The sequence below is a fragment of the Parahoeflea halophila genome (assembly GCF_900220985.1).
Lineage (GTDB): Bacteria > Pseudomonadota > Alphaproteobacteria > Rhizobiales > Rhizobiaceae > Hoeflea > Hoeflea halophila.
This window is the reverse complement of sequence record NZ_OCPC01000001.1, coordinates 211,015-230,996: the sequence shown is the minus strand read 5'-3', so window position 1 is coordinate 230,996 and position 19,982 is coordinate 211,015. Positions and strand designations below refer to the sequence as shown.

The 19,982-nt window shown below is 58.6% G+C and carries 21 protein-coding genes, 2 tRNA genes and 1 pseudogene; 8 read left to right on the top strand and 16 right to left on the bottom strand.

The genetic code is table 11. The features are described 5' to 3' along the window. Window positions 1–92 precede the first annotated feature (92 nt). The 9 genes from CRO46_RS19795 to CRO46_RS01070 all read right to left on the bottom strand — a co-directional run bounded on the left by CRO46_RS19795 (window position 93) and on the right by CRO46_RS01070 (window position 7,061). The gene (locus CRO46_RS19795; RefSeq protein WP_143438912.1) at window positions 93–530 is read right to left on the bottom strand and encodes a hypothetical protein; all 438 of its coding nucleotides are present in this window, start codon (window positions 528–530) and stop codon (window positions 93–95) included. A gap of 77 nt (window positions 531–607) precedes the next feature. Then, a complete protein-coding gene (locus CRO46_RS01105; protein ID WP_097104193.1) occupies window positions 608–3,304 on the bottom strand; it encodes a D-alanyl-D-alanine carboxypeptidase family protein in 2,697 nt (898 codons plus the stop codon). 12 nt (window positions 3,305–3,316) lie between these two features. Further along, the gene (locus CRO46_RS01100) at window positions 3,317–4,957 is read right to left on the bottom strand and encodes a terminase large subunit (RefSeq protein ID WP_097104191.1); all 1,641 of its coding nucleotides are present in this window, start codon (window positions 4,955–4,957) and stop codon (window positions 3,317–3,319) included. Then, window positions 4,950–5,357 carry a phage terminase small subunit P27 family gene (locus CRO46_RS01095; RefSeq protein WP_097104188.1) on the bottom strand — a complete coding sequence of 136 codons (408 nt, stop codon included), beginning with the start codon at window positions 5,355–5,357 and terminating at the stop codon, window positions 4,950–4,952. The genes CRO46_RS01100 and CRO46_RS01095 overlap by 8 nt, the downstream gene beginning before the upstream one ends. Continuing rightward, entirely contained in the window at window positions 5,354–5,668 is a 315-nt protein-coding gene (locus CRO46_RS01090; RefSeq protein ID WP_097104185.1) for a phage head closure protein, read from the bottom strand. The genes CRO46_RS01095 and CRO46_RS01090 overlap by 4 nt, the downstream gene beginning before the upstream one ends. Continuing rightward, entirely contained in the window at window positions 5,668–6,084 is a 417-nt protein-coding gene (locus tag CRO46_RS01085; protein WP_097104182.1) for a DUF3168 domain-containing protein, read from the bottom strand. Before CRO46_RS01085 ends, CRO46_RS01090 begins: the two co-directional genes overlap by 1 nt. Then, on the bottom strand, window positions 6,081–6,509 hold the full coding sequence (locus CRO46_RS01080; RefSeq protein WP_097104180.1) for an HK97-gp10 family putative phage morphogenesis protein: 429 nt from the start codon (window positions 6,507–6,509) through the stop codon (window positions 6,081–6,083). The genes CRO46_RS01085 and CRO46_RS01080 overlap by 4 nt, the downstream gene beginning before the upstream one ends. Then, window positions 6,499–6,804, bottom strand: coding sequence for a head-tail connector protein (locus CRO46_RS01075; RefSeq protein WP_097104177.1), 306 nt, complete (start codon window positions 6,802–6,804; stop codon window positions 6,499–6,501). The genes CRO46_RS01080 and CRO46_RS01075 overlap by 11 nt, the downstream gene beginning before the upstream one ends. Further along, a complete protein-coding gene (locus tag CRO46_RS01070; RefSeq protein WP_097104175.1) occupies window positions 6,801–7,061 on the bottom strand; it encodes a hypothetical protein in 261 nt (86 codons plus the stop codon). The genes CRO46_RS01075 and CRO46_RS01070 overlap by 4 nt, the downstream gene beginning before the upstream one ends. Window positions 7,062–7,149: 88 nt before the next feature. Between CRO46_RS01070 and CRO46_RS20120 the strand changes: the two genes are divergently transcribed. After that, the gene (locus CRO46_RS20120) at window positions 7,150–7,470 is read left to right on the top strand and encodes a hypothetical protein (protein ID WP_244577814.1); all 321 of its coding nucleotides are present in this window, start codon (window positions 7,150–7,152) and stop codon (window positions 7,468–7,470) included. A 34-nt stretch (window positions 7,471–7,504) separates the two neighbouring features. On the opposite strand, the pseudogene CRO46_RS20290 reads toward CRO46_RS20120, so the two are convergent. The 7 genes and pseudogenes from CRO46_RS20290 to CRO46_RS01035 form a co-directional block, all read right to left on the bottom strand. Next, a pseudogene (locus tag CRO46_RS20290) lies at window positions 7,505–7,612 on the bottom strand (HNH endonuclease); the annotation flags it as partial. A 188-nt stretch (window positions 7,613–7,800) separates the two neighbouring features. Further along, the gene (locus CRO46_RS01060) at window positions 7,801–8,412 is read right to left on the bottom strand and encodes a hypothetical protein (RefSeq protein WP_097104170.1); all 612 of its coding nucleotides are present in this window, start codon (window positions 8,410–8,412) and stop codon (window positions 7,801–7,803) included. 3 nt (window positions 8,413–8,415) lie between these two features. Continuing rightward, window positions 8,416–9,984 carry a phage major capsid protein gene (locus tag CRO46_RS01055; RefSeq protein WP_097104168.1) on the bottom strand — a complete coding sequence of 523 codons (1,569 nt, stop codon included), beginning with the start codon at window positions 9,982–9,984 and terminating at the stop codon, window positions 8,416–8,418. Next, on the bottom strand, window positions 9,981–10,343 hold the full coding sequence (locus CRO46_RS01050; protein WP_097104165.1) for a gene transfer agent family protein: 363 nt from the start codon (window positions 10,341–10,343) through the stop codon (window positions 9,981–9,983). Before CRO46_RS01050 ends, CRO46_RS01055 begins: the two co-directional genes overlap by 4 nt. After that, on the bottom strand, window positions 10,340–11,575 hold the full coding sequence (locus CRO46_RS01045; RefSeq protein WP_097104162.1) for a phage portal protein: 1,236 nt from the start codon (window positions 11,573–11,575) through the stop codon (window positions 10,340–10,342). Before CRO46_RS01045 ends, CRO46_RS01050 begins: the two co-directional genes overlap by 4 nt. 102 nt (window positions 11,576–11,677) lie before the next feature. Beyond that, window positions 11,678–13,231, bottom strand: a complete 1,554-nt coding sequence (locus CRO46_RS01040) for a site-specific integrase (protein WP_097104160.1) — start codon at window positions 13,229–13,231, stop codon at window positions 11,678–11,680. Between the two features lie 93 nt (window positions 13,232–13,324). Next, window positions 13,325–13,400, bottom strand: a tRNA-Val gene (locus CRO46_RS01035). A 244-nt stretch (window positions 13,401–13,644) separates the two neighbouring features. Between CRO46_RS01035 and CRO46_RS01030 the strand changes: the two genes are divergently transcribed. From CRO46_RS01030 to nuoF, 7 genes are all read left to right on the top strand, one after another. Beyond that, window positions 13,645–13,721, top strand: a tRNA-Asp gene (locus CRO46_RS01030). A gap of 703 nt (window positions 13,722–14,424) precedes the next feature. Beyond that, window positions 14,425–14,790 (top strand): NADH-quinone oxidoreductase subunit A, encoded by a 366-nt coding sequence (locus CRO46_RS01025; RefSeq protein WP_097104157.1) that lies wholly within the window; start codon window positions 14,425–14,427, stop codon window positions 14,788–14,790. After that, a complete protein-coding gene (locus CRO46_RS01020; protein ID WP_179758905.1) occupies window positions 14,781–15,359 on the top strand; it encodes a NuoB/complex I 20 kDa subunit family protein in 579 nt (192 codons plus the stop codon). The genes CRO46_RS01025 and CRO46_RS01020 overlap by 10 nt, the downstream gene beginning before the upstream one ends. A 12-nt stretch (window positions 15,360–15,371) precedes the next feature. Next, the gene (locus tag CRO46_RS01015; protein WP_097104153.1) at window positions 15,372–15,974 is read left to right on the top strand and encodes an NADH-quinone oxidoreductase subunit C; all 603 of its coding nucleotides are present in this window, start codon (window positions 15,372–15,374) and stop codon (window positions 15,972–15,974) included. 12 nt (window positions 15,975–15,986) lie between these two features. Further along, entirely contained in the window at window positions 15,987–17,177 is a 1,191-nt protein-coding gene (locus CRO46_RS01010; RefSeq protein ID WP_097104151.1) for an NADH-quinone oxidoreductase subunit D, read from the top strand. 104 nt (window positions 17,178–17,281) lie between these two features. After that, entirely contained in the window at window positions 17,282–18,622 is a 1,341-nt protein-coding gene (locus CRO46_RS01005; RefSeq protein ID WP_097104148.1) for an NADH-quinone oxidoreductase subunit E, read from the top strand. A gap of 9 nt (window positions 18,623–18,631) precedes the next feature. After that, window positions 18,632–19,939: an NADH-quinone oxidoreductase subunit NuoF gene (nuoF, locus tag CRO46_RS01000; RefSeq protein WP_097106378.1), complete on the top strand. Its 1,308-nt coding sequence runs from the start codon at window positions 18,632–18,634 to the stop codon at window positions 19,937–19,939. Window positions 19,940–19,982 lie beyond the last annotated feature (43 nt).

Below are 19,982 nucleotides of genomic sequence, written 5' to 3'. Positions count from 1 at the left end.
GCCCACGTAAATGCCTTTGGATGGGTGCAATTGAAAAACGGACCGGCCTCCTGTTTGCAGCGGCAGCCGGTCCGTTTTTGCTATTATAGCGGTTAAGCGGCGGTCTTTCGCAAAAGCCGTGCAATTTCTTTGGCGACCAGTGGTGCGACAATGACCGAAGCACCTGTATCCGTGTTCTCGATCTTCACCGAGGTTCCGACACGATGGAGCTTGATGTCTGCATCGACATTAAACTCGGCGGCTTCTCGATTTGCTGGTTTCGCGAACTCTTCGAAAGAATTAGCGACCGATCTTGATGTGGGTTTGCTCCAATTGAATACCCCCATCGGACCAGCGAAATGGACGTTCCCGTTTTCAAGGGGCACTGTCTCAAATGGTGGAAGGCCGATGGTTTCGATCAAGCCCGTGCGATCAAGTTCTGCGCTTATGAGCTCGCCGACACATTCGGCGATGGTCTGGTCTCGCCGCTTGGCAAGCTCCCTGATTTGGGCGTGGCGTTCGGCAGGAATACGGATGACTTCGGTTGGCATTTCAACTCCATTGATTGACTAGTTACTTAGTGTAGATGAGTCGGTCCTCGACTTCAAGGAAAATAATCCTCTCATGCTCATCGGCGGCTTAGGGTGTTTCCGGGACGCATTTGCTGCCGTAGTTCGTCGACAACCAGTCCGCGCATGGTGCCCTCCATCTCGCGCCTCATGCGCTTGGCGAGATCTTCGTTCTGTTCGGGCGTGCCCGCCGATCCGTTGACAGTGATCGGGGCGTTGATGGAAATCGCCTGATCACCGCTCGCGCTACCATTGGCGCTCGCGAGGTCGGGCCGGGCGAGGGCCGGAACATTGCCGACAAGCCCGCCGGTTGCGAAGCTGGCGACGTGACCGCTGTTGATCGCCTCAAGTAGCGCCCGGTTCTTGGCGGTGGCCTTGGCGTTCACGACGAACTCACCGTTTGAAAGCCGGGCCGGGATGCTGTCGCTGGTCCCGCTACCGGGACCGCGAACAGGTCCGCCATCCGCGAAGCCAAGCAAAGCACCGAACAGTGAGCCGAAGCCCTTCTTGCCGCCGCCACCTGCCGATGGCATTTCCATCTTGCTGCCGCCGCCAAACAATCCGGCAAGCGGACCTTCGCCAAGGATAGCGGCTTGAAGGGTTGCCCGGATCAAAGTTTGGAGAAGCTGCTTGAGTGCCTGTTCGGCGGTCATGGTGCCGGTGAGAAGTCCGCTCAGCGCATCTACGGCTTGCTCACCGAAGAACTGAGACACCTTGCCAGCCTGTTCCTGCGACGCGGCATATAGCTCAACGCTAGCGTCCGCTCTCGCCATCCCCTGCGCCAACTGTGCGATTTCCTGTCGCTGCTGCGCCGTCAGGGAGATACCTTCACGTTGGGCTTGTGCGAGCATCTGCTGTTCATAGCGGAACGCCTGCGCCTGCTGGGCAGACATACCAAGAGCCTGCTGTTCGGTCCGTTGTGCCGCCGTATGGTCGCGAGCGCCGGAGATGATCTGTCTGTATGCGTCTGATTGCGATTTCGCTGCCGAGGTCAGGCGCTCGATTTCAGCGGCAACCTGACCACTTCGCGCATTCGAATCCTCAATGTGCCAATTCTCATTGCTGAGCGGGAAGGACAGGCCGAAGCGATTGGCGTTGGCGTGAACCCATTCCCGAGCCCGGTCGTTTCCATAACCAAGATCGGCTGCGTTGCCCTTGTTGTGTTGCGAGTTGCCAGGAGGGGCCACCCACTTGCGAGCGGCTTCCGGTGAGCCGTATTTCTTCAATGCAGCAAGCCAAAGCTGCTGTTGCCTTTCGATCGATCGGAAGCCCGAATTGATTGTCACCATGCCCCTGAGATCGTCGGGCATGGACGCAATCATTTTCGCCAGCTTCTCGCGGAACTCACCGGCCATGCCGTTGATGCTGTCCGCACCGCGTCCTTTGGCGAGGAGGGTCGATAGGTAGTTCGCCGGGTCGTCGGTAGCGGACCGGATCGAAAGAGACGCGAGCGCTTGACCGCGCATTTCATTGGCAAGGGCCACCTCCCGCTGCCCTTGAGCTTTGGCAAGCGCTATCCGGTAGGTTTCATCAATGCGGGCCTTGGCATCCAGGTCGCGCAAGTTCGCCGCCAGCTCAGGGATTTCATTCTTCAGCGCTCGAATCGCGTCGGCATAATTTTTTATGCCCGAAACCGATTTACTGGCAGTGCTGCCGGTGCCAGATAGAGCGTCATTGAGATCTCTGACCGGCGATGTTGCGCCCTTGGCGTCCTTGCCGGTCTTGTAGATGAAATTCTCATCGTAGCCGGTGCGCCGGTCGAGAATGTCGCGAAGCTTCAAGGCCTCTTCGGTGAGTTGCCGAAGCTGGTTTGCCCACAAACCGCGTTGCCGGTCATTGGTCGCACCGGCAAGATTCTCCTGAACCTCTTGGCGCTGTGCATAGACTTCGGCGAGGCGGCGCTGAATGTTGCGGTCTGTCTGTTCTTCGACCTTATTGAGGCGGTCGAGCCAATCGCTCATGGCGCTAACCACTTCGACGATTGCGCCCTTCAGAGCCGTTCCGACTGTCTGGGCAATTTTCGAGAACTTCCGGTCAATCTCATCGGCGCGGCGAATGATGTCCTCATCGAGGACAAGGCCAAGGTCGTTCGCTTCCTTGATGGTCTGGCGAATGCCTTCCGCGCCCTGATCGATCAGGGCGACGAACCGCTCGCCGCCCGTGCCGCCGAAGATTTCATCGGCGATGCGGATCTGCGCGGCCTTGTCCAGTTGCTCAAGCCTGCCGATGATTTCGACCAGCAAAGCCGAAGGGTCAGCAAGCTTCCGCTTCAGCTCTTGTGCCGAAAAGCCAAGCCGCTGGAATGCATCGGCGGCGCTGCCCTTGCCGGTGGTGATGAATTCGTCGGCGCGAAGGCTGAGTTCCTTCATGCCATCGACAAGTGCATCAACCTCAATCCGGTTCTGTTCCGCGACGAACTTGAGTTCCTGAAACGCCTTGCTGCTGAGACCGGCACGCTTAGCTTCGCTGCCGATGTTCGCAACGCCTTTCGCGACGTCGCCGACGCGGGAAATGATCTGATCAAGCCCGCCGATAGCTAACCCGCCGACGACGCCACCGATCAAGCCTTTGCCGAACGCCGAAAGTGACTTAGAAGCGCCGTTCATAGCCTTCTCAATGCCTGTTCCGGCCTTCTCGGCTTCCTTTCGCATCGAACGGAAGTTCTTACCGGTCTTGCCGTGCGCACGCTCCAGGTCGCGCTCATACTTGTTCACGCGAGCTTCAAGGGTGACTAAGAGGCGTTGGCCGTCATCCATTTTCACAAATCCTTATGCGGCTTCGGCTTCATCCTGAAGCCGGTCATATTCGTCGGGGTCGAGGTCGAAAATCGAGGGCTGATTGTCGTTCGCAGCCGCCCGGAAGACGGCGAGCGCGGACGCAACAGCGCCGTCGATATGATTGGAATGGCGCGTGCCCTTGTGCATTGTCGTCAGGGCGCCCGCATTGGTGGCGCGCTTGACGACTACGCTATCGAAGTGCTGGCGAAGGATCGGGTGCGCGCCGTGGCGAACGCGCTTGCCGTTGACGACGCGCTCAAGGTCGCAAATCGGACCGTGCATGTTCACCGGAGTTTGCCGAACCTGAAGCACGTTAACGCCGTGATCCATGAGCTTGCCCATAACCGGCCCGGCAAGCGAGGGATCGAAAACAACTTCTCGAACGTCATAGGTGCCGCAAATATCAATGATCTTGTCAGCAATGGCGTCCGGCTCGATTACCGGGCCGTCAATGACGTTCAAAAGGCCATCGTCGCGCCAGCGGGTGTAAGGGACTTGCTCAAGTCGCGCCTTTTCCTCAATGCCGTCGCCGGGCAGGAAGAACCAAGGGTGAAGCGAGATACGCCCGTCATCGTGCCGCCATGCGGCGACAATGGCGGTGAGGTCGCCAGACCGGGACAGATCAACGCCAATCCAGCAAGGCAGGGCTTCAAGATCGGCAAGATCAAAGTTCGCGTCTTGGCCAGCATCCCATACCTGCATGTCAAAGAGGGGATCGCGGGAAGCGGCTTGCCAGATATTCAGATGGAATTGCTGGAAAGCGAAGCGTTCGGCGGGCCGGTGTTCGGCTTCATTCGCTATGGTGCGCAAGCCGCCAAGGTCAGGGAAACCGTGCGCAAGGCCGGGATTGATCTTGTGCCAAATTTCTTCCGAACGCCAATCATCACCGGACTCAGCTTGAAAAATGATCGGCAGAAAGGACGGGTCAGCAATCTCGCCGGTAGCGACTTTGTGTGCATAGTCGAAGAGTTCGAAGCCGATGTTCTCCTGTCCTCGCCCGGCGGTGGTCGCGATGATCATCAACGTGTCGGGAACCTTCGCCATCCCCGACTTGAGCGCTTCCCAAAGATCACGCCCTTTCCAAGCGTGAATCTCATCGACCAGCACGAAAGAAGGAGTCTTGCCGTGTTGCGCCGCGCCGTCGCTCGATACGGCGAGCAATTCGGCCTTGTTCGAACGACTGATGATCTTCTTCGCTGAATTGTGCGCGTCATAGATGCGTGTCGCCGCCACAAGGCGATGGTCTTCGCGAACGATATTGGCCGCTTCTTTGAAGCCAATACCCGCTTGTTCGCGATCAGATGCGGCAAAGATTGCCTGTCCAGCGGGCCGGGCTTCCGGACCAATGGTGTGCAAGAGCGCCCATGCGGCGGCGATGCTGGTCTTCCTGTTGCCGCGCGGAAGCATGAGAAACACGGTGCGCACGGCTCGCGAGCCGTCCGGGTTGCGTGGTCCGTAAATCCGGCGCGTCATACGTTCCTGAAAATCGAAGAGCTGAAAGCGCCCTTTCGGGGCCGGGCTCGCCGGGTGTTTCAGGGCTTGGATGAAATCGACGGCTTCCTGTCCATACCCAAAAGGGTCAGGAATCGGCGAGCCGTCATAAATCCAGTCAGGGAATGCGCTCTTAGCCATGTCGGCGGTTCTTGCCGATGGTCAGCGGGTTATCGTCTTCATCGTCGTCATTCGCGGTGCTGCCGATGCGAGCGCGCGATACAGGCGACAAGCCATATTCAGACGCGAGCTGCCGAGCCGTCTGCATTGTCTTGTCCTGAAGGCGGCAAAGCTTTGGATCGATTTCACCGGATGCGCGAAGCACGTCTTCGATTTCACGAACAAGGCCGCGAGCCCGGCAATAGTCTTCAACGCCGCCGAGGTCGGCGCTGGTGATGATGCCGCGAGCGATAAGGCTGGGCATGATCCGCTTCCATTCGGCACGGGCGAAAGTCGAAAGATTCTTCGGTGCTGCCGGTGCCTTCTTCAACGGATTGCTGTCGCGTTCGATGGACGGCTTTACACCGCGAAGATGCGTCATGAGGTTGTCGCCGCTCGAAGTTCGAGCGCGCGCCGTCTGCCGACTTCGATCACTTCTTTAAGGTCATATATCTTCCCGTCACAGATCACGCGGTCGGCGGTCGTCACGTCGTGCAGATATCGAACGCGGAAGATCACGTTGCCGCTTTCGGCCTTGCCAAACCCGGTTAGAAACTCATCCGCTGATTGGGTGACGACTTCTGCGCGAACAGTGGCGATGGCAAGCCAATCCGTAACAACTGCACCGGTCTCATAAACGGTTTCTGTTTTCCGCTCGACTGAGATCGTGCGATCAAGCTTTCCGGCGCGCATTAGATGCTCCACCGCAAGACAGCTTCCACGGTTATGATCCCGTGCGCAAAGGACTTCTCCGGATCAGGGTCACGCATCCACCGAACAGACGGCAAGCCGAACTCGTCAATCGAAAAGCCGTCACCTTCCGGTGTCACCTTCAGTGTGTTGCAAATGGCGAAGCCGATGGCTTTGGCGGTGTCGCTGCCGTCTTCAATTGCCCAAATGTGGAGATCGACGAAGACACGGGCCATGTATTGCGAACCGGACGCATTGCCGAGAAAGATCGTTTGGCCGTCGCTCATGATGATCGTCGGCAGCTTGTCTGGTCGTGTTCCGCCACTGCGGATTTGGTCCAAAGCGACAAGCGCGGTGATTTCCGATGTGGTGAGCGCCGAACGAATGGCAGTCTGAAGCGCAAGGGTTGGTTCGATCATGACTTGTTCCAAGCCTCTTTCACGGCCTTCTTGGTAACGCGGTTGATACGGTTCTGAAGGCGCTTCCTAAGCAGACGAAAGGCAGGCCAAAAGAACGGCTGGGCTTCCGCTTTGGCCGTTCCAAATTCGACAAGGTGCGCATAACGGACATCGGTGTTTCCGGCGGTGACGATCACTTCGGTTTCACCGGCAACACGTGAGCCGCCGGGCTGGGAGTAGGGCGGTGTGGAATGGCCCGGTGGCGTCACTTCGATGCTGTCGATAAGCGCACCAGTGTCGCGGGATGTTTCCGCCAGGGCTTTTTGTGCCAGCGCAAGTTCGTTCGCGGACTTTAAAAGTGCCGGTGTGATTGCAGCACGCGGCGCTTTCCGTGCGCGTTCGATTGCCGCCAGTGTAGATGCGAGCCCGCCGTCCTTATTCGACATTTTCGCCAAACCAGTTTTCACGGTAGGAATTGGCGATGCTGGTCACGCCATAGGGCGCGATCTGCATGGCGACACCGAAGCCAACGGCTTCGCGCTGCTCATAATAGAAGGCGACAAGCTTCAGGACGGCGAGCTTCAAATCGTCGGGCAGGGGATCGATCACCGAAAGGGCTTTGCCGATGTAGTTGCCAAGCCAAGTCTCAGCCGCTCCGGTGTAGAGCGAAATCAGATCATCGTCGGCGGTGCCGTCGATATTCAGGTGTGCTTTCGCGAGCGAAAGCGAGACGATACTCATGCGTCTTCGGCCTTTTCAGAAAAAGTTATATTCGGGCTCTCTTGTGAAGTGCTCCCCCCGCCGGTCCCCTGAAACGCGAGCAAGTTGAAGCCCACCCCCGCCCGCCGCAATTTTGGCGTCGGCGTTCCGATTGCTTCTTCGATGCTCCATCCCGCTGCAATCCGTGCGCGAATAGTCTCACGCGGAATGCCGGTTAGATCGGTGATCTCCGAGATAAGATATCGCTTGCCATTAAATTCAATCAGCTTTGGGGCCATTATTCTGTTGTCCTTGTGGTCGGGTCTCTTGACGGATTCTGCAGCTTCAGCAACATTCGGTCTGTAATGTGCATTTGGGGGTAAGGCTTTGTTTCTTAATCCGATATTTCTTGCCGGTGTTGTGGTGTTCGTGAGCGGTTGGTTTTGGCTGCTAGGTGGTTCTCAGTTCGGTGTGGGGGTTGGAACTGACTTCATAAACATTCATGGAAAGCTTCTTGCGATGGCGACAATCATGAGTGGAGTCGGGCTGTCTTTGGCTGGATTGATCATCGGCGGTTTTGAGGGGCTTCGTGATCCCGCTCTTGCTCGCGATGCGGGCTTTGACGACTTGGATCCGGAAGAGGTTGGGCAAAACTCAGTGCCGATTGCGATACGGCATGCGATGATGGATCGTTCGAACGAAAGTTGATCCGACCGCGCTCCTGTCGTTGCTTGACGCTGTTGTGGCAGGGCGCGCAGAGCGGTTGCCAATTGTTCCTGTTCCAGAACAAGGCGCGGTCGCCGCGATGCGGAATGATGTGATCGACGGTCGTTGCCGGGTTGGCGCACATACGACAATCACGGTTATTAAGCAGGTATTCAGCGCGGGCCTTTCGCCATTCATGATCGTATCCGCGTCCGGCAGCGGTCGGGCGCGTGGCGTCATGCCGGGCATTGCGGGCGCGTTTGGCCTTCAATTGGCAAGCGCATAGCTCGTCATGCGGAACAATCTGGTTACAGGCGCATATCCGGGGCGGCTTCATCGTTTCGCCCTCGCGATGCTCGCCTTGAGGGCTTGAAATCTTTCCCGATCAAATTCCGGGTCGATGCCATCCGAGCTAAGGCGCTGAGCGAGGTCATGGGGCGCTTGATGGCTGTTGCTGGACTGATCGTCGGCGCTGCCGTGGATGGCCTTCAGACGAGCAATATGGGCGCTGTAAGCTGATGCGATTTCGTTCGGGGTCGCTTCCCATGCCGCTTGTGGCGTCCAGCCAAGCCAACCAGTGGCGGCGTTGAAAAGCTCGCGATGGGCTTGTGACCAACTGATCGACTTGCCAGATGTTGGCTTCGCATCCGAGTCAGTTTCGGGCCGGAACATGTCGAGCAAATTTGCGACTGGAATTAGCGTTTCGGCGAAGAACAGGAATAACGACTGTTCCGGGAAGGGTGCTACATACTGAGCACCTGACTTCGCGGTGCGAATGATGTCCGAGATGATCGTGAAGTTCTGTTCGGCTAGCGCCCGATAGAGCGCTGGGAAGCCGAACTTCTCTTCAAGAGTGACAGCGGCCCGCAATGAAGGGCGAAGCGTTACGGTGTTGCCACCGTGCACAAACGTCACCTGTTCATATGCGGGCCGCTGCGAAGTCATGGCTTAGGCGGCGACCTTCAGCTTGATGAAGCGGTCGGGATGCGTCACGTCCGCACCGACGCGCTTGCGGGCATGGAAACGAACCTGGCCCTTGCCGGCGAGGGAAAACGGGTCGCGAAGGGTCGAAAGGCCGATGCGGTCAATGATCCGGTATCCGGACATGTCGCCGAACAGGATCGGCGTCTTGCCTGCGCCGATGCTGTCCATGTCGGGCATTTCAACAATCGGGCGGCCAAGCAGGGTCGATGCGCCGCCTGCGCTGATCGGATCAAGCACAAGGTAACGGCCCGTGCTGTCCTTCCACTGGCGAATGGTGCCGAGGGTTGCCCGGTTCATCAGCCAAACGCCATTGTTCGCGTGAGTGGTAGCGATGCCGTGATACATGGCAATCAGAACGTCCGCCGGGTCAGTCGTCGGGAAGGTGGCGGCAACACCGGTTTTGAGTTCCGGAATGCCGGAAGCGGTCATGATGCCCTTCGGCTGGCCGGTGCCGGTTCCCTTGATGAAGGCAACCCCTTCGGTCTTGCCGAAGCTTTCAGCGTAGTCGGCGATGAGTTCGCCTTCGAGGCCATAGGCATTGTCTTCGAGAAGCTGATTGGAAACGTCCGTAAAGGTCGCCAGCTCATGCGGCGTCAAAGTCACCTGCTCGAACGTCATTCCGCTTTCGGTGCGGTCGTCGGTTTCACCTACCCACGTTGCGGCGGTGCCGGTGACGCGGCGCGGATACTTGATTTCCGGTGCGGAAATGCTGACCACGCGGGCATACTGGCGAATTGGCGAGAACTCGCTCAAGAGCTTGATGAGTTCATTGCCGAACTCTTCAGGTGCGAGGAAACCGCCGTTCGCATCGGTCGCGACGGTCAAAGCTTTGACTTCATCCGGCGCGATGCGTTCGACGCCACGGCGAAGATACGAGACGAAAGCCTTGCGCTCGCTGTTGTCGTTTGCCGGGGCCGGATGGTTGTTGTTTGCGGCGGTCGGGCGATTGAGCTTCGCCTTGACCGTGTTCATGTCGTTGCGAAGCGCCTTAATTTCGGCAAGGGCTTCTTCGCTGACAACCGGATCGGTATTAGCTTCCGGTGTATTCTCGATTTCGTTTTCCATGAGTTTTTCCTTGTTCGCTGCCGTGCCATCTTCGGCCTTGATAGAAGTGATTTGCGCACCCGGATGGCACGGGACGGCGACCACGCTGATTTCGTGAAGATCAAGGGCGGTAATTGTCCGCCCGCGTTGGCGGGGTTTGCTAGCCTTGGTGACAAAGCCGATAGAAAGGCCGGTGACGGCTTTGGAGCGGATCATCGCGCGGACTTCGCGGGCGCGCTCGACATCATCGACAAGCAGGCGACCTTTGACGGACAAGCCTTCGGTGCTTTCGGCTATTTGATCCCAAACACCGATCACTTGCCCCTGATCGTGAGCGAACAACATCGGCAGGCTTTCCAGCGCCGGGAACGCGCCTTTCTCGATAATGTCGCCGACGCGGTCGGCGCTTCCGAAAGGCCATGCAATGCCGGTGATGGTTCCGGCGTCGTCAACGCTGAGCGACCCTTTGATTTCGAGGTGTTCGCTCATGCGGCCACCTGTCGAATTTCGCCCTGGGCGATCTCTGCCGTGTCGTCGGCGGCCTCGCCGGTTCCAAAGAAGAGGGCGCTGATAACGCCATCGGCGATTGCGAAGACTTCGGTCAGCGGACGCCCGACGCCGTAGACGGCGACAAGTTGGGATGCATCGGCAGGCGAGGTGCCGCCGCCGATAAGGCCGATGCGAAGAATCTCAAGAATGTCGGCAAGGGAGTAGGTCGAAACGCGGAAGCGCTCGAACAGCCCGCCGATGCCGATGCTGGTTTTGCGCTCAAGCTCTTCGATGAGGTCGCGCGTTGGGAAGGCGAAGGTTTTTTCACCGTCGCCGAAAAAGGCTTTGTATTTGGTCATGCAGCTTCCTTGACCGGCTCACTCATGGAGGGGCGGGTAGGTGTCGAGGTCGTGTAGGGGTTTGCCAGTTCATCGCCGCCCGGAAGCGGCGGCATGTTCTCGCGAGCGCGGATCTCATTCGGCGTGTAGACGCGGGCGGCGATCAGCTTCGCGTAGATCTCAGCACGGCCCGCCGCGTCGGCGCGCTCAAGGTCAGCCGTGACGAATTCGAAATAATGGCTGTCCTGTTCGTCTTCGGTAAGAAGCACGGTCGTGAAGGCGTCTGCCCATCGGTCAAGCCAAGGTCGAAGGCAAAGCTGAAGAAAGCTTGCGCCCATCTGTTCAGCATTGCCCCACGTCGCGCGATCAAGCTCGAAAAGCAGGTGCGGCGGGACGCCGAAAATGCGGGCGATATCGTTGATCTGGAAAACGCGGTTCTCAAGAAACTGCGCATCGGTCGAGGTCATGACCGGCTGTTCGTATTTCCAACCTGCATCAAGAATGAGCGGATCGCCGGAAGCCCCTCGCTGCCATTCGCGGAAGGACTTCCGAATAGCCGAAACGGCTTTCGTGCCAGCTTCGCCGCCTTGCGGTTTTTCATTGGCGACGATGCCGGTCGGACGCGCGCCGGAACCGAAGAACTGTGCGCCGTGACGCTCCAGAATTGCTGCAAGACCGAGCGCTTCTTTCCCGAACGAGATCGGCGACTTTCCGAGAAAGGATGAAATATGAAGGATGTCCGTGTGTGGGTAATCGCGGGTGCCGGTCTCTTCCGAGACGCGATAGACAGGCGCGCCGGTTATGGCGTGCTCAAGAACCGTGACCTTGCCCGGCTTCAGCCGGTGAAGTTCGAACGGGCGACCGTCATCATATCGAATGACCTTGGCGAAGCCGTTGCCATGAATGAGAGCGTCGGCAGTCAGTTCGATGCGTAGCGCGCCCGCGCTGGTCCATTCATTCGCCCGCTTGTGCACAATCCGGTAGGCGGTGTGGTCCTTCGCGGTGTCTTTGCCGTCTTCGGTTTCCCGGTAGAGTTTGCAGGGAAGCGATCCAATGGTTTCCGAGATCAGGCGCAACGCCTGAAGAACAGCCGGAACATTGAGAGCAGTGTTACCGCTCATGTTTACGCCCGAGTGTGTCGGTGTGACACCAAACAGCTCGAAAGCTTCGGCGTTATTAAGTGAATAGGCTTTCTGTTCTGCCGAAAGGCCAAGTGCCTTTCTGAAACTCGAAACGATACCGGCAGAACTCATACAGCTTTCCTCAATTCAACTTGAGGAAAATTGTCTCACACCTTGAATCTGTTGTGAATCCTAAAAATGAATTAATTCCTATTTAGCAGGAAAATAATCACATTAGACTGGTATCGGCTCAATCCGGCGCATCGCATCTGCCAAGCCGGGCAGCATCACGTCGCTTCGGCCATAGAGGTCTTGCGACTTCCCGGTTGCTCGCCCGGTCATGTAGTTGCGAGCGTCTTCAGGGATGTTATCGCGGCGGCACAAGTCTTCAAACAAGTGCCGCCAACCGTGGTTTGGAGAAAGCTGCGGTCGCTTCTGACATGGGATGATGCCGCGAACCCAAGTGCTCATTCTCGGCTGGACGTTGATTTCGTCCTTTGTCTCACCTTTGAACAATCGACCTGAAGCTGATTTCTCTACGAACGAGATGAAGCCTTCATTGATCAGGGCAGGGTGAACAGGAATGCGCCGCTCGCTTGACGCTGTCTTAAGCGATCTGCGTCCTGCCGTGGTTACGTTCCAGAACCATTGATCACCGATCTGGAAGAAGTCTTCCTTGCAAAGTTGGCCAGCTTCATTCACCCGCATGCCGGAGTAGGCGCAAAGCCATGGCAACCAGCGGAAGAGAGGCTTCGTTTCCTTTCGGGCCGCAGAAAGGATGACGGCGGCTTCAGCCAAGGTGAATGCGCGCAAGTGGGAGGGCGTGCTGTTGAAATCCGGCATCTTCATTCCCGTCAGCGGATTGCCCGCTGGTAGGAATTTTTCCGGATCGTTTTGGCGTCCCCAGTTCAAGATCGTGCAGATCGACTGGACCTTTGCCTTAATGGTTCGGTTCGAGAGTTTGCCCGCGTCCTGCAAGGCTTCCATCCAGTTCTTGGCATCAATGAGCTTGACCGTTGCCGCCAGATTTGACTTGCGGAATTTGGCGAACTCATCAGCCGTGTCGCGATACTTCTTTGCGGTCTTGTCAGGCAGCGGCTTTGCGTTGTTGCCACGCGCCCGCCGCTTCACTTCTGCATTGATGATGTCGGCAAAAGTCGTCGGATCGATGTCGTCATCAATCGGCGGGGTATCGGACAGATCGGGATGGGTTGGTTTGCCGGTGAAGTCACCTTCATTGCGCTCATCTTGGCGCGCCATGGCTTCATAACCGGATACGCAAAGTGCCTGGGCAATCCGACGCCATTCCGGTGAGCCCTTCTCGGCATCGGTATGACCTGCCAAGCGCGCCCGTTCCACGCGCGCGCCAACAAGCTGCTCAAGCTGGTCGTCGCTGAGCTTACCGGCGAACCCCTCGCGGAGAAGCTGGGCATGCTCAAGATCAACCTCGAAAGCAGCATAGCGATGATCGTGCGCGCGTATCTCGGCATCGAAATCGATTTGGCTTTGGTAGTCGCGTGTTGCGATCTGCTGAGCGGTCAGAGGGTGGGTGAGGGGCTTCGACTGCTCGCCGGTGGCGAGCTCGTGCTTGTGGCGCGCAATACCGATCTGCCGTTGGATTGATGCGACGGCTGTTGCGTGCTTCCTCAGCGCCTCGCGTTTGTCGCCGCCAAGCTGGATTTCGAACTCGCGCTTTCCGTCCATATATGGCCGCAAGTGTTCCGGCACGACGACTCGGGCCGAATATCGACCGTTGCGCTCTTTCCAATGCTGGGGTTTACCCGCCATCCTGAAACCCAATTTTGTGACGTGTTTTGTGACATCACTTTGGGACAAAGCCGTTGAAAGTCAACGGGTTTCAATGATTTCAAGGGGATAAAATGGTGGGCGATGAGAGACTCGAACTCCCGACATCTTCGGTGTAAACGAAGCGCTCTACCAACTGAGCTAATCGCCCCCAGTTCGGTGGCTCGTGCTTTAGGGTGTTCGTAAAAATTTCGCAAGCCAAAAACAGCGGAAATCGACATCAAGTTCTCCCAATCGGCGCGCCGTCATATTTACTCCGGGGTTTGCGACTGGCATTTTCAAGAAGATTGTATTTTGTCGAATTTCCTTCGCAATCGCCGCTTGACACTCCGGTGCGAACCCCGTAATTCACCGCTCACGGAACGGCGGTCACACACTGTTCCGCCGAAAAATGCGCGGGTGTAGCTCAGTTGGTTAGAGTGCCGGCCTGTCACGCCGGAGGTCGCGGGTTCGAGCCCCGTCACTCGCGCCATTTCTCTTCAAGAGAAATGGACACATTTTTGAAAAGGCCCGGCTTTGCCGGGCTTTTTTCGTTCTCGGTCCCGAAGCAATCAAAAACTGGCTCTATTGGCTGCTCACGCCAGAGGGGTTCAGGGTGGTTCGGGATGGTCCGGGGCGGTGCGGCATGGTGGCGGACGTGATGCCGGTGCAATCCTGCCAGGGCGTCTTTTCGGGAACGTGGGAGCAGTGTCAGCGTGAGTGCCCGGGTATGGCCGGATTTGGCGGCCTGCAGCCGATAAATCGTGCTGTGTCCGAATCACGAAAGCCTTGCCGCCGCGGCCGGCATGGGCATTGAACACGTGGCAAAACCTTGTGGAAAGGCTCACTTGCGAGGATGCCGTCCGAGACCATGGAAACCTGCCTGACAACCGGCCGCGCACGCCCCGAGCGCTGAACAAATTTTTGCTGGTCCCGGTGATTCTCCCGGGAAAGACAGAACGTACCAACGCGTCGTTGAAAACCGGATTATGTCGCTTGCATCAGCCGTGCGACAAAACATTGAGTGGCGAAAGCCTACAGTATCTGATCAAATGCTCCCTGTGCTCTTGCGCCGCTTGGCGGGCTGCGCTAACCACGCCGCGTTGCAACATGATCAGCCGCACGGGTGAGGGGCCGGCTCCAGACCTTAAGGTAGGGTAGGGGCTTCGACTGTGACGGATACAGGAACGGACGTCATGACGGAACTTCTGGGCGCTTATGTGCCGATTGCTATTTTTATGGGTCTGGCTTTGGTGATAGGTCTGGCTTTGCTGATCGCTCCATTCGCGGTCGCCTACAAGAATCCCGATCCGGAAAAACTGTCGGCCTATGAGTGCGGCTTCAACGCCTTCGATGATGCGCGCATGAAGTTCGATGTGCGGTTCTATCTGGTTTCGATCCTGTTCATCATCTTTGATCTCGAGGTTGCATTCCTGTTTCCATGGGCGGTGTCGTTCGGCGATATCGGCTGGATGGGTTTCTGGTCGATGATGGTGTTTCTCGGCGTTCTGACGGTCGGGTTTGTCTATGAATGGAAGAAGGGAGCCCTGGAATGGGAGTGAGCAACGCACCGTTGGTGGCCCCTGCGCCCAAAGGAATTATCGATCCCAATACCGGCAAGCCGATCGGCAGCGACGATCCGTTTTTCGGCGAGATCAATGACGAGCTGGCCGACAAGGGATTCCTGGTTACCTCCACGGACGAGCTGATCACCTGGGCGCGCACCGGTTCGCTGATGTGGATGCAGTTCGGTCTCGCCTGCTGCGCGGTCGAGGGTCTGATGCAGGCGTCCGGCCCGCGCTACGACCTCGAGCGCTTCGGCATTGCGCCGCGCGCGTCACCGCGCCAGTCGGATGTGATGATCGTTGCCGGCACGCTGACCAACAAGATGGCGCCGGCGCTGCGCAAGGTCTATGACCAGATGCCCGAACCGCGCTACGTGATCTCGATGGGATCCTGCGCCAACGGCGGCGGCTACTATCATTATTCCTACTCCGTGGTGCGCGGTTGCGACCGCGTCGTGCCGGTCGACATCTACGTGCCGGGCTGCCCTCCAACCGCCGAAGCGCTGCTGTACGGCCTGCTTCTTCTGCAGAAGAAGATCCGCCGTACCGGTACGATCGAGCGCTAAGGAGCCAATGTCATGAGCCAAGCCCTGATTGAGCTTTCGGACTACCTGACCGAGGTCAAGGCGGACCTGATCGAGCGCGCCGAGATCGCCTTTGGCGACCTGACGATCTACACGCAGGCCGACAAGATCGTCGAACTGATGACCTTCCTGCGCGATGATGCGCAGTGCAAGTTCGTCAGCTTCATCGATTGCTGCGGTGTCGACTGGCCGGGCCGGGCGGACCGCTTCGAAGTGGTCTATCACCTGCTGTCGCCGCATCAGAATTTCCGCATCCGTGTCAGCCTGAGCACCGACGAGGATACGCCGGTTCCGTCCGTCACCGGGGTCTTTCCGGGCGCCGACTGGTTCGAGCGCGAAGCCTATGACCTCTACGGGATCCTGTTTTCGGGCCACCCGGACCTGCGCCGGCTTTTGACCGATTACGGTTTTGAAGGTCACCCGCTGCGCAAGGATTTTCCGCTGACAGGGTTCGTGGAAGTCCGTTACGACGACGAGGCCAAGCGTGTGATCTACGAGCCGGTCGAGCTCAGGCAGGAATTCCGCGATTTTGATTTTCTCTCCCCCTGGGAAGGCACCGACTACGTGCTTCCGGGCGACGAAAAAGCCAAGGGATGAGGACGCAAGACCATGGCAGAACATAACGTCCGCAATTTCACGATCAATTTTGGTCCCGAGCACCCCTCGGCCCATGGCGTTCTGCGCCTGGTGCTGGAGCTGGATGGCGAAATCGTCGAGCGCGTCGACCCGCATGTCGGGCTTTTGCACCGCGGCACCGAAAAGCTGATCGAAACCAAGACCTATCTCCAGGCCCTGCCTTATTTCGACCGCCTCGACTATGTGGCGCCGATGAACCAGGAGCATGCCTATGCCCTGGCCGTGGAACGGCTGCTTAGCATGGAAATTCCGATCCGTGGCCAGCTGATCCGGGTTCTGTACAGCGAGATTGGCCGTATTCTGGGCCACATCATGAACATCACTACCCACGCGCTCGATGTGGGCGCCATGACCCCGGTGGTCTGGGGCCTGGAAGAGCGCGAAAAGCTGATGGTGTTTTACGAGCGTGCCTGCGGCGCGCGCATGCACGCAGCCTATTTCCGCCCCGGTGGCGTGCATCAGGATCTGCCGCATGAGCTGGTCGAGGACATTGCCAAGTGGTGCGAGCCGTTCCTGACCATCTGCGATGATATCGAGGGGCTTCTCACCGACAACCGCATCTTCAAGCAGCGCAATGTCGGCATCGGCACTGTCAGCCTGGAAGATGCCTGGGCGTGGGGCTTCTCGGGCGTGATGGTGCGCGGTTCGGGCGCTGCCTGGGACTTGCGCCGCTCGCAGCCCTACGAGTGCTATTCGGAGATCGATTTCGACATTCCGATCGGCAAGAACGGCGACTGCTATGACCGTTATCTGATCCGCATGCAGGAAATGCGCGAATCGGTGAAGATCATGCGCCATTGCATCAACCGTCTTCTGGGTGACGCGAAGGTGGGGCCTGTCTCCTCGACCGATGGCAAGGCGGTGCCGCCCAAGCGTGGCGAAATGAAGCGCTCGATGGAAGCACTGATCCATCACTTCAAGCTCTATACCGAAGGCTACCGGGTGCCCGAAGGCGCGGTTTATGCCGCCGTCGAGGCGCCCAAGGGCGAGTTCGGCGTCTATCTGGTCTCGGACGGTTCCAACAAGCCGTACCGCTGCAAGATCCGGGCTCCGGGCTTTGCACATCTGCAGGCCATGGATTTCCTCACGCGTGGCCACCAGCTGGCCGACGTGTCAGCCGTGCTCGGCTCGCTCGACATCGTGTTCGGAGAGGTCGACCGGTGATGTGCATGGCAATAACATCCGCAGCCGCCGGCACAGTTGTGGCCACGCCCAATGTGCCCGGCAGTGACTTGAAATAGGCCGGAAATAAGACAAAAGAGTTCATCATGTCCGTTCGTCGACTTGCCGAAGAAAATGTCCAGCCAGCCGATTTCGCCTTCAACCGCGAATTCAGTGCGCAGGCGAAGGTTTGGATCAAGAAATATCCGAAGGACCGGGCGCAGTCGGCCGTCATCCCGCTGCTGATGCTGGCGCAGGAGCAGGACGGTTGGGTAACCAAGCGGGCGATCGAGGTTGTCGCCGACATGCTGGGAATGCCCTATATCCGGGCGCTGGAAGTGGCGACCTTCTACACCCAGTTCCAGCTCAAGCCGGTGGGGTCGCGGGCACATGTTCAGGTTTGCGGAACCACGCCGTGCATGTTGCGCGGCTCCGAAGAGCTGATGGAGGTCTGCCGCAACAAGATCCATCCGGAGCCATTTCATCTCAACGAGAGCGGGACGCTGTCGTGGGAAGAAGTCGAATGCCAGGGCGCCTGCGTGAACGCTCCGATGGTGATGATCTTCAAGGATTCCTACGAGGATCTCTCCCCCGAGCGTCTGGCCTACATCATCGACCGGTTCGAGGCAGGCCGTCCGGAGGACGTGACCCCGGGCCCGCAGGTCAACCGGACTTTTTCCGCCCCGGAAAGCGGGCTCACCAGCCTCACCGAGGAAATCAAGCCGGCAAAAAAGAATGGTGCCAAGGCATCGGGTGCTGCGGGCAAGTCGCCTTCCGCCACCAAGGCCGCGCGGCCCAAGTCACCGTCGACCGAGACTTCGACCAAGTCTCCCGCTGCAGCCAAGGCCAATGTGAAGGCGGACGCCAAGACTGCCGAGACCGCGACGGAAGCGCCGAAGATGAGCCGCGCCCGCAAGTCTTCTGCGACAGCAGATTCAGAGACAGCAGACGACAGCAATCCTGTCCGGAACCGCAAGGCTGCAGCTCCGCGCAAGGCGCCTGACCCATCGAAATCGGCCAACGCGACCGCTTCGCTGGCTTCGACCGCGAAATCAGTCTCCCCGGCGAAACGGCCGGCCGAACCGGTCACCGAAGGCAATCCCACCATGTCGGTTGCCGCGACCGCCAAGGGAAAGTCCGCCAAGCCAGCCACGGCACCCTCGCTCGATGACAAGAGCCGTCCCGCCGGAATTTCCAGACCGGCGGAGCCCGACGATCTTAAAATGATCTCGGGTGTCGGGCCGAAGATAGAGGGTATTCTGCATTCGCTCGGCATCTACACGTTCGCGCAGGTTGCGTCGTGGAAGAAGGCCGAGCGGGAATGGGTCGACGGGTATCTCAAGTTCAAGGGCCGTATCGAGCGTGAAGACTGGCTCAAGCAGGCCAAGGCGCTGGCCAAGGGCGGCGAGGCCGAGTACATCAAAGTCTTCGGCAAGAAGCCGCGATAGAGGTGAATGATGTTAGCTGACAAAGACCGGATTTTCACCAATATCTATGGCGTCTACGACAAGTCGCTGAAGGGTGCGATGGCGCGCGGCCACTGGGACGGCACCAAGCAAATCCTGGAAAAGGGCCGTGACTGGATCATCGACGAGATGAAGGCGTCGGGCCTGCGCGGCCGCGGCGGGGCAGGGTTCCCGACCGGACTGAAATGGTCGTTCATGCCGAAGGAAAGCGACGGCCGTCCGCATTACCTCGTCATCAATGCTGACGAATCCGAGCCGGGCACCTGCAAGGACCGCGACATCATGCGCCACGATCCGCACACGCTGATCGAGGGCTGCGTGATTGCCGGTTTCGCCATGGGCGCGCACGCGACCTATATCTATGTCCGCGGAGAATACATGCGTGAACGCGAGGCACTGCAGGCGGCGATCGACGAGTGCTATGAGGCCGGGCTCATCGGCAAGAACAACAAGCTCGGCTACGACATGGACATCTATGTCCATCACGGGGCAGGTGCCTATATCTGCGGCGAGGAAACAGCGCTGCTCGAGAGCCTTGAAGGCAAGAAGGGCCAGCCACGGCTGAAGCCGCCATTCCCTGCCAATATGGGTCTCTATGGCTGTCCGACGACGGTCAACAACGTCGAGTCGGTTGCTGTTGCGCCCACGATCCTGCGCCGCGGCGGCGCCTGGTTCGCCGGAATCGGCCGGCCCAACAACACCGGCACCAAGCTGTTCTGCGTGTCAGGACACGTCAACACGCCATGCACGGTGGAAGAGGCGATGTCGATCCCGTTCCGCGAACTGATCGACACCCATTGCGGTGGTATCCGCGGCGGCTGGGACAACCTGCTGGCCGTGATCCCGGGCGGTTCCTCGGTGCCCTGCGTACCGGGTGCCGACATGATCGACACGCCGATGGATTTCGACAGTCTGCGGGATCTCAAATCGGGTCTCGGCACCGCAGCCGTTATCGTGATGGACAAGTCGACCGATATCGTCAAGGCGATCTGGCGGCTGTCGGCGTTCTACAAGCATGAAAGCTGCGGTCAGTGCACGCCGTGCCGCGAAGGCACCGGCTGGATGATGCGGGTCATGGACCGCATGGTCAAAGGCAATGCGCAGAAGCGCGAGATCGACATGCTGTTCGACGTCACCAAGCAGATCGAAGGCCACACCATCTGCGCGCTTGGCGATGCGGCGGCCTGGCCGATTCAGGGCCTGATCCGGCATTTCCGTCCCGAGATGGAAGCGCGGATCGATCAGTATACACGCAATGCCGTTCAAAGCCGCAATGTGCGGCTGGAAGCGGCGGAATAAGAGACCCGTAACATCGGGTCCGGAAGACAGGAAACGTCACAAG

What these genes read in the sequence shown, in the direction of transcription:
- CRO46_RS01055 (WP_097104168.1), bottom strand. Translation starts at nt 9,984, where the DNA reads ATGAGCGAACACCTCGAAATCAAAGGGTCGCTCAGCGTTGACGACGCC.
- CRO46_RS01095 (WP_097104188.1), bottom strand. Translation starts at nt 5,357, where the DNA reads ATGACGCATCTTCGCGGTGTAAAGCCGTCCATCGAACGCGACAGCAAT.
- nuoF (WP_097106378.1), top strand. Translation starts at nt 18,632, where the DNA reads ATGTTAGCTGACAAAGACCGGATTTTCACCAATATCTATGGCGTCTAC.
- CRO46_RS01015 (WP_097104153.1), top strand. Translation starts at nt 15,372, where the DNA reads ATGAGCCAAGCCCTGATTGAGCTTTCGGACTACCTGACCGAGGTCAAG.
- CRO46_RS01040 (WP_097104160.1), bottom strand. Translation starts at nt 13,231, where the DNA reads ATGGCGGGTAAACCCCAGCATTGGAAAGAGCGCAACGGTCGATATTCG.
- CRO46_RS01085 (WP_097104182.1), bottom strand. Translation starts at nt 6,084, where the DNA reads ATGATCGAACCAACCCTTGCGCTTCAGACTGCCATTCGTTCGGCGCTC.
- CRO46_RS01075 (WP_097104177.1), bottom strand. Translation starts at nt 6,804, where the DNA reads ATGAGTATCGTCTCGCTTTCGCTCGCGAAAGCACACCTGAATATCGAC.
- CRO46_RS01020 (WP_179758905.1), top strand. Translation starts at nt 14,781, where the DNA reads ATGGGAGTGAGCAACGCACCGTTGGTGGCCCCTGCGCCCAAAGGAATT.
- CRO46_RS01005 (WP_097104148.1), top strand. Translation starts at nt 17,282, where the DNA reads ATGTCCGTTCGTCGACTTGCCGAAGAAAATGTCCAGCCAGCCGATTTC.
- CRO46_RS01105 (WP_097104193.1), bottom strand. Translation starts at nt 3,304, where the DNA reads ATGGATGACGGCCAACGCCTCTTAGTCACCCTTGAAGCTCGCGTGAAC.
- CRO46_RS01010 (WP_097104151.1), top strand. Translation starts at nt 15,987, where the DNA reads ATGGCAGAACATAACGTCCGCAATTTCACGATCAATTTTGGTCCCGAG.
- CRO46_RS01060 (WP_097104170.1), bottom strand. Translation starts at nt 8,412, where the DNA reads ATGACTTCGCAGCGGCCCGCATATGAACAGGTGACGTTTGTGCACGGT.
- CRO46_RS01050 (WP_097104165.1), bottom strand. Translation starts at nt 10,343, where the DNA reads ATGACCAAATACAAAGCCTTTTTCGGCGACGGTGAAAAAACCTTCGCC.
- CRO46_RS01100 (WP_097104191.1), bottom strand. Translation starts at nt 4,957, where the DNA reads ATGGCTAAGAGCGCATTCCCTGACTGGATTTATGACGGCTCGCCGATT.
- CRO46_RS01025 (WP_097104157.1), top strand. Translation starts at nt 14,425, where the DNA reads ATGACGGAACTTCTGGGCGCTTATGTGCCGATTGCTATTTTTATGGGT.
- CRO46_RS01080 (WP_097104180.1), bottom strand. Translation starts at nt 6,509, where the DNA reads ATGTCGAATAAGGACGGCGGGCTCGCATCTACACTGGCGGCAATCGAA.
- CRO46_RS01090 (WP_097104185.1), bottom strand. Translation starts at nt 5,668, where the DNA reads ATGCGCGCCGGAAAGCTTGATCGCACGATCTCAGTCGAGCGGAAAACA.
- CRO46_RS19795 (WP_143438912.1), bottom strand. Translation starts at nt 530, where the DNA reads ATGCCAACCGAAGTCATCCGTATTCCTGCCGAACGCCACGCCCAAATC.
- CRO46_RS01045 (WP_097104162.1), bottom strand. Translation starts at nt 11,575, where the DNA reads ATGAGTTCTGCCGGTATCGTTTCGAGTTTCAGAAAGGCACTTGGCCTT.
- CRO46_RS01070 (WP_097104175.1), bottom strand. Translation starts at nt 7,061, where the DNA reads ATGGCCCCAAAGCTGATTGAATTTAATGGCAAGCGATATCTTATCTCG.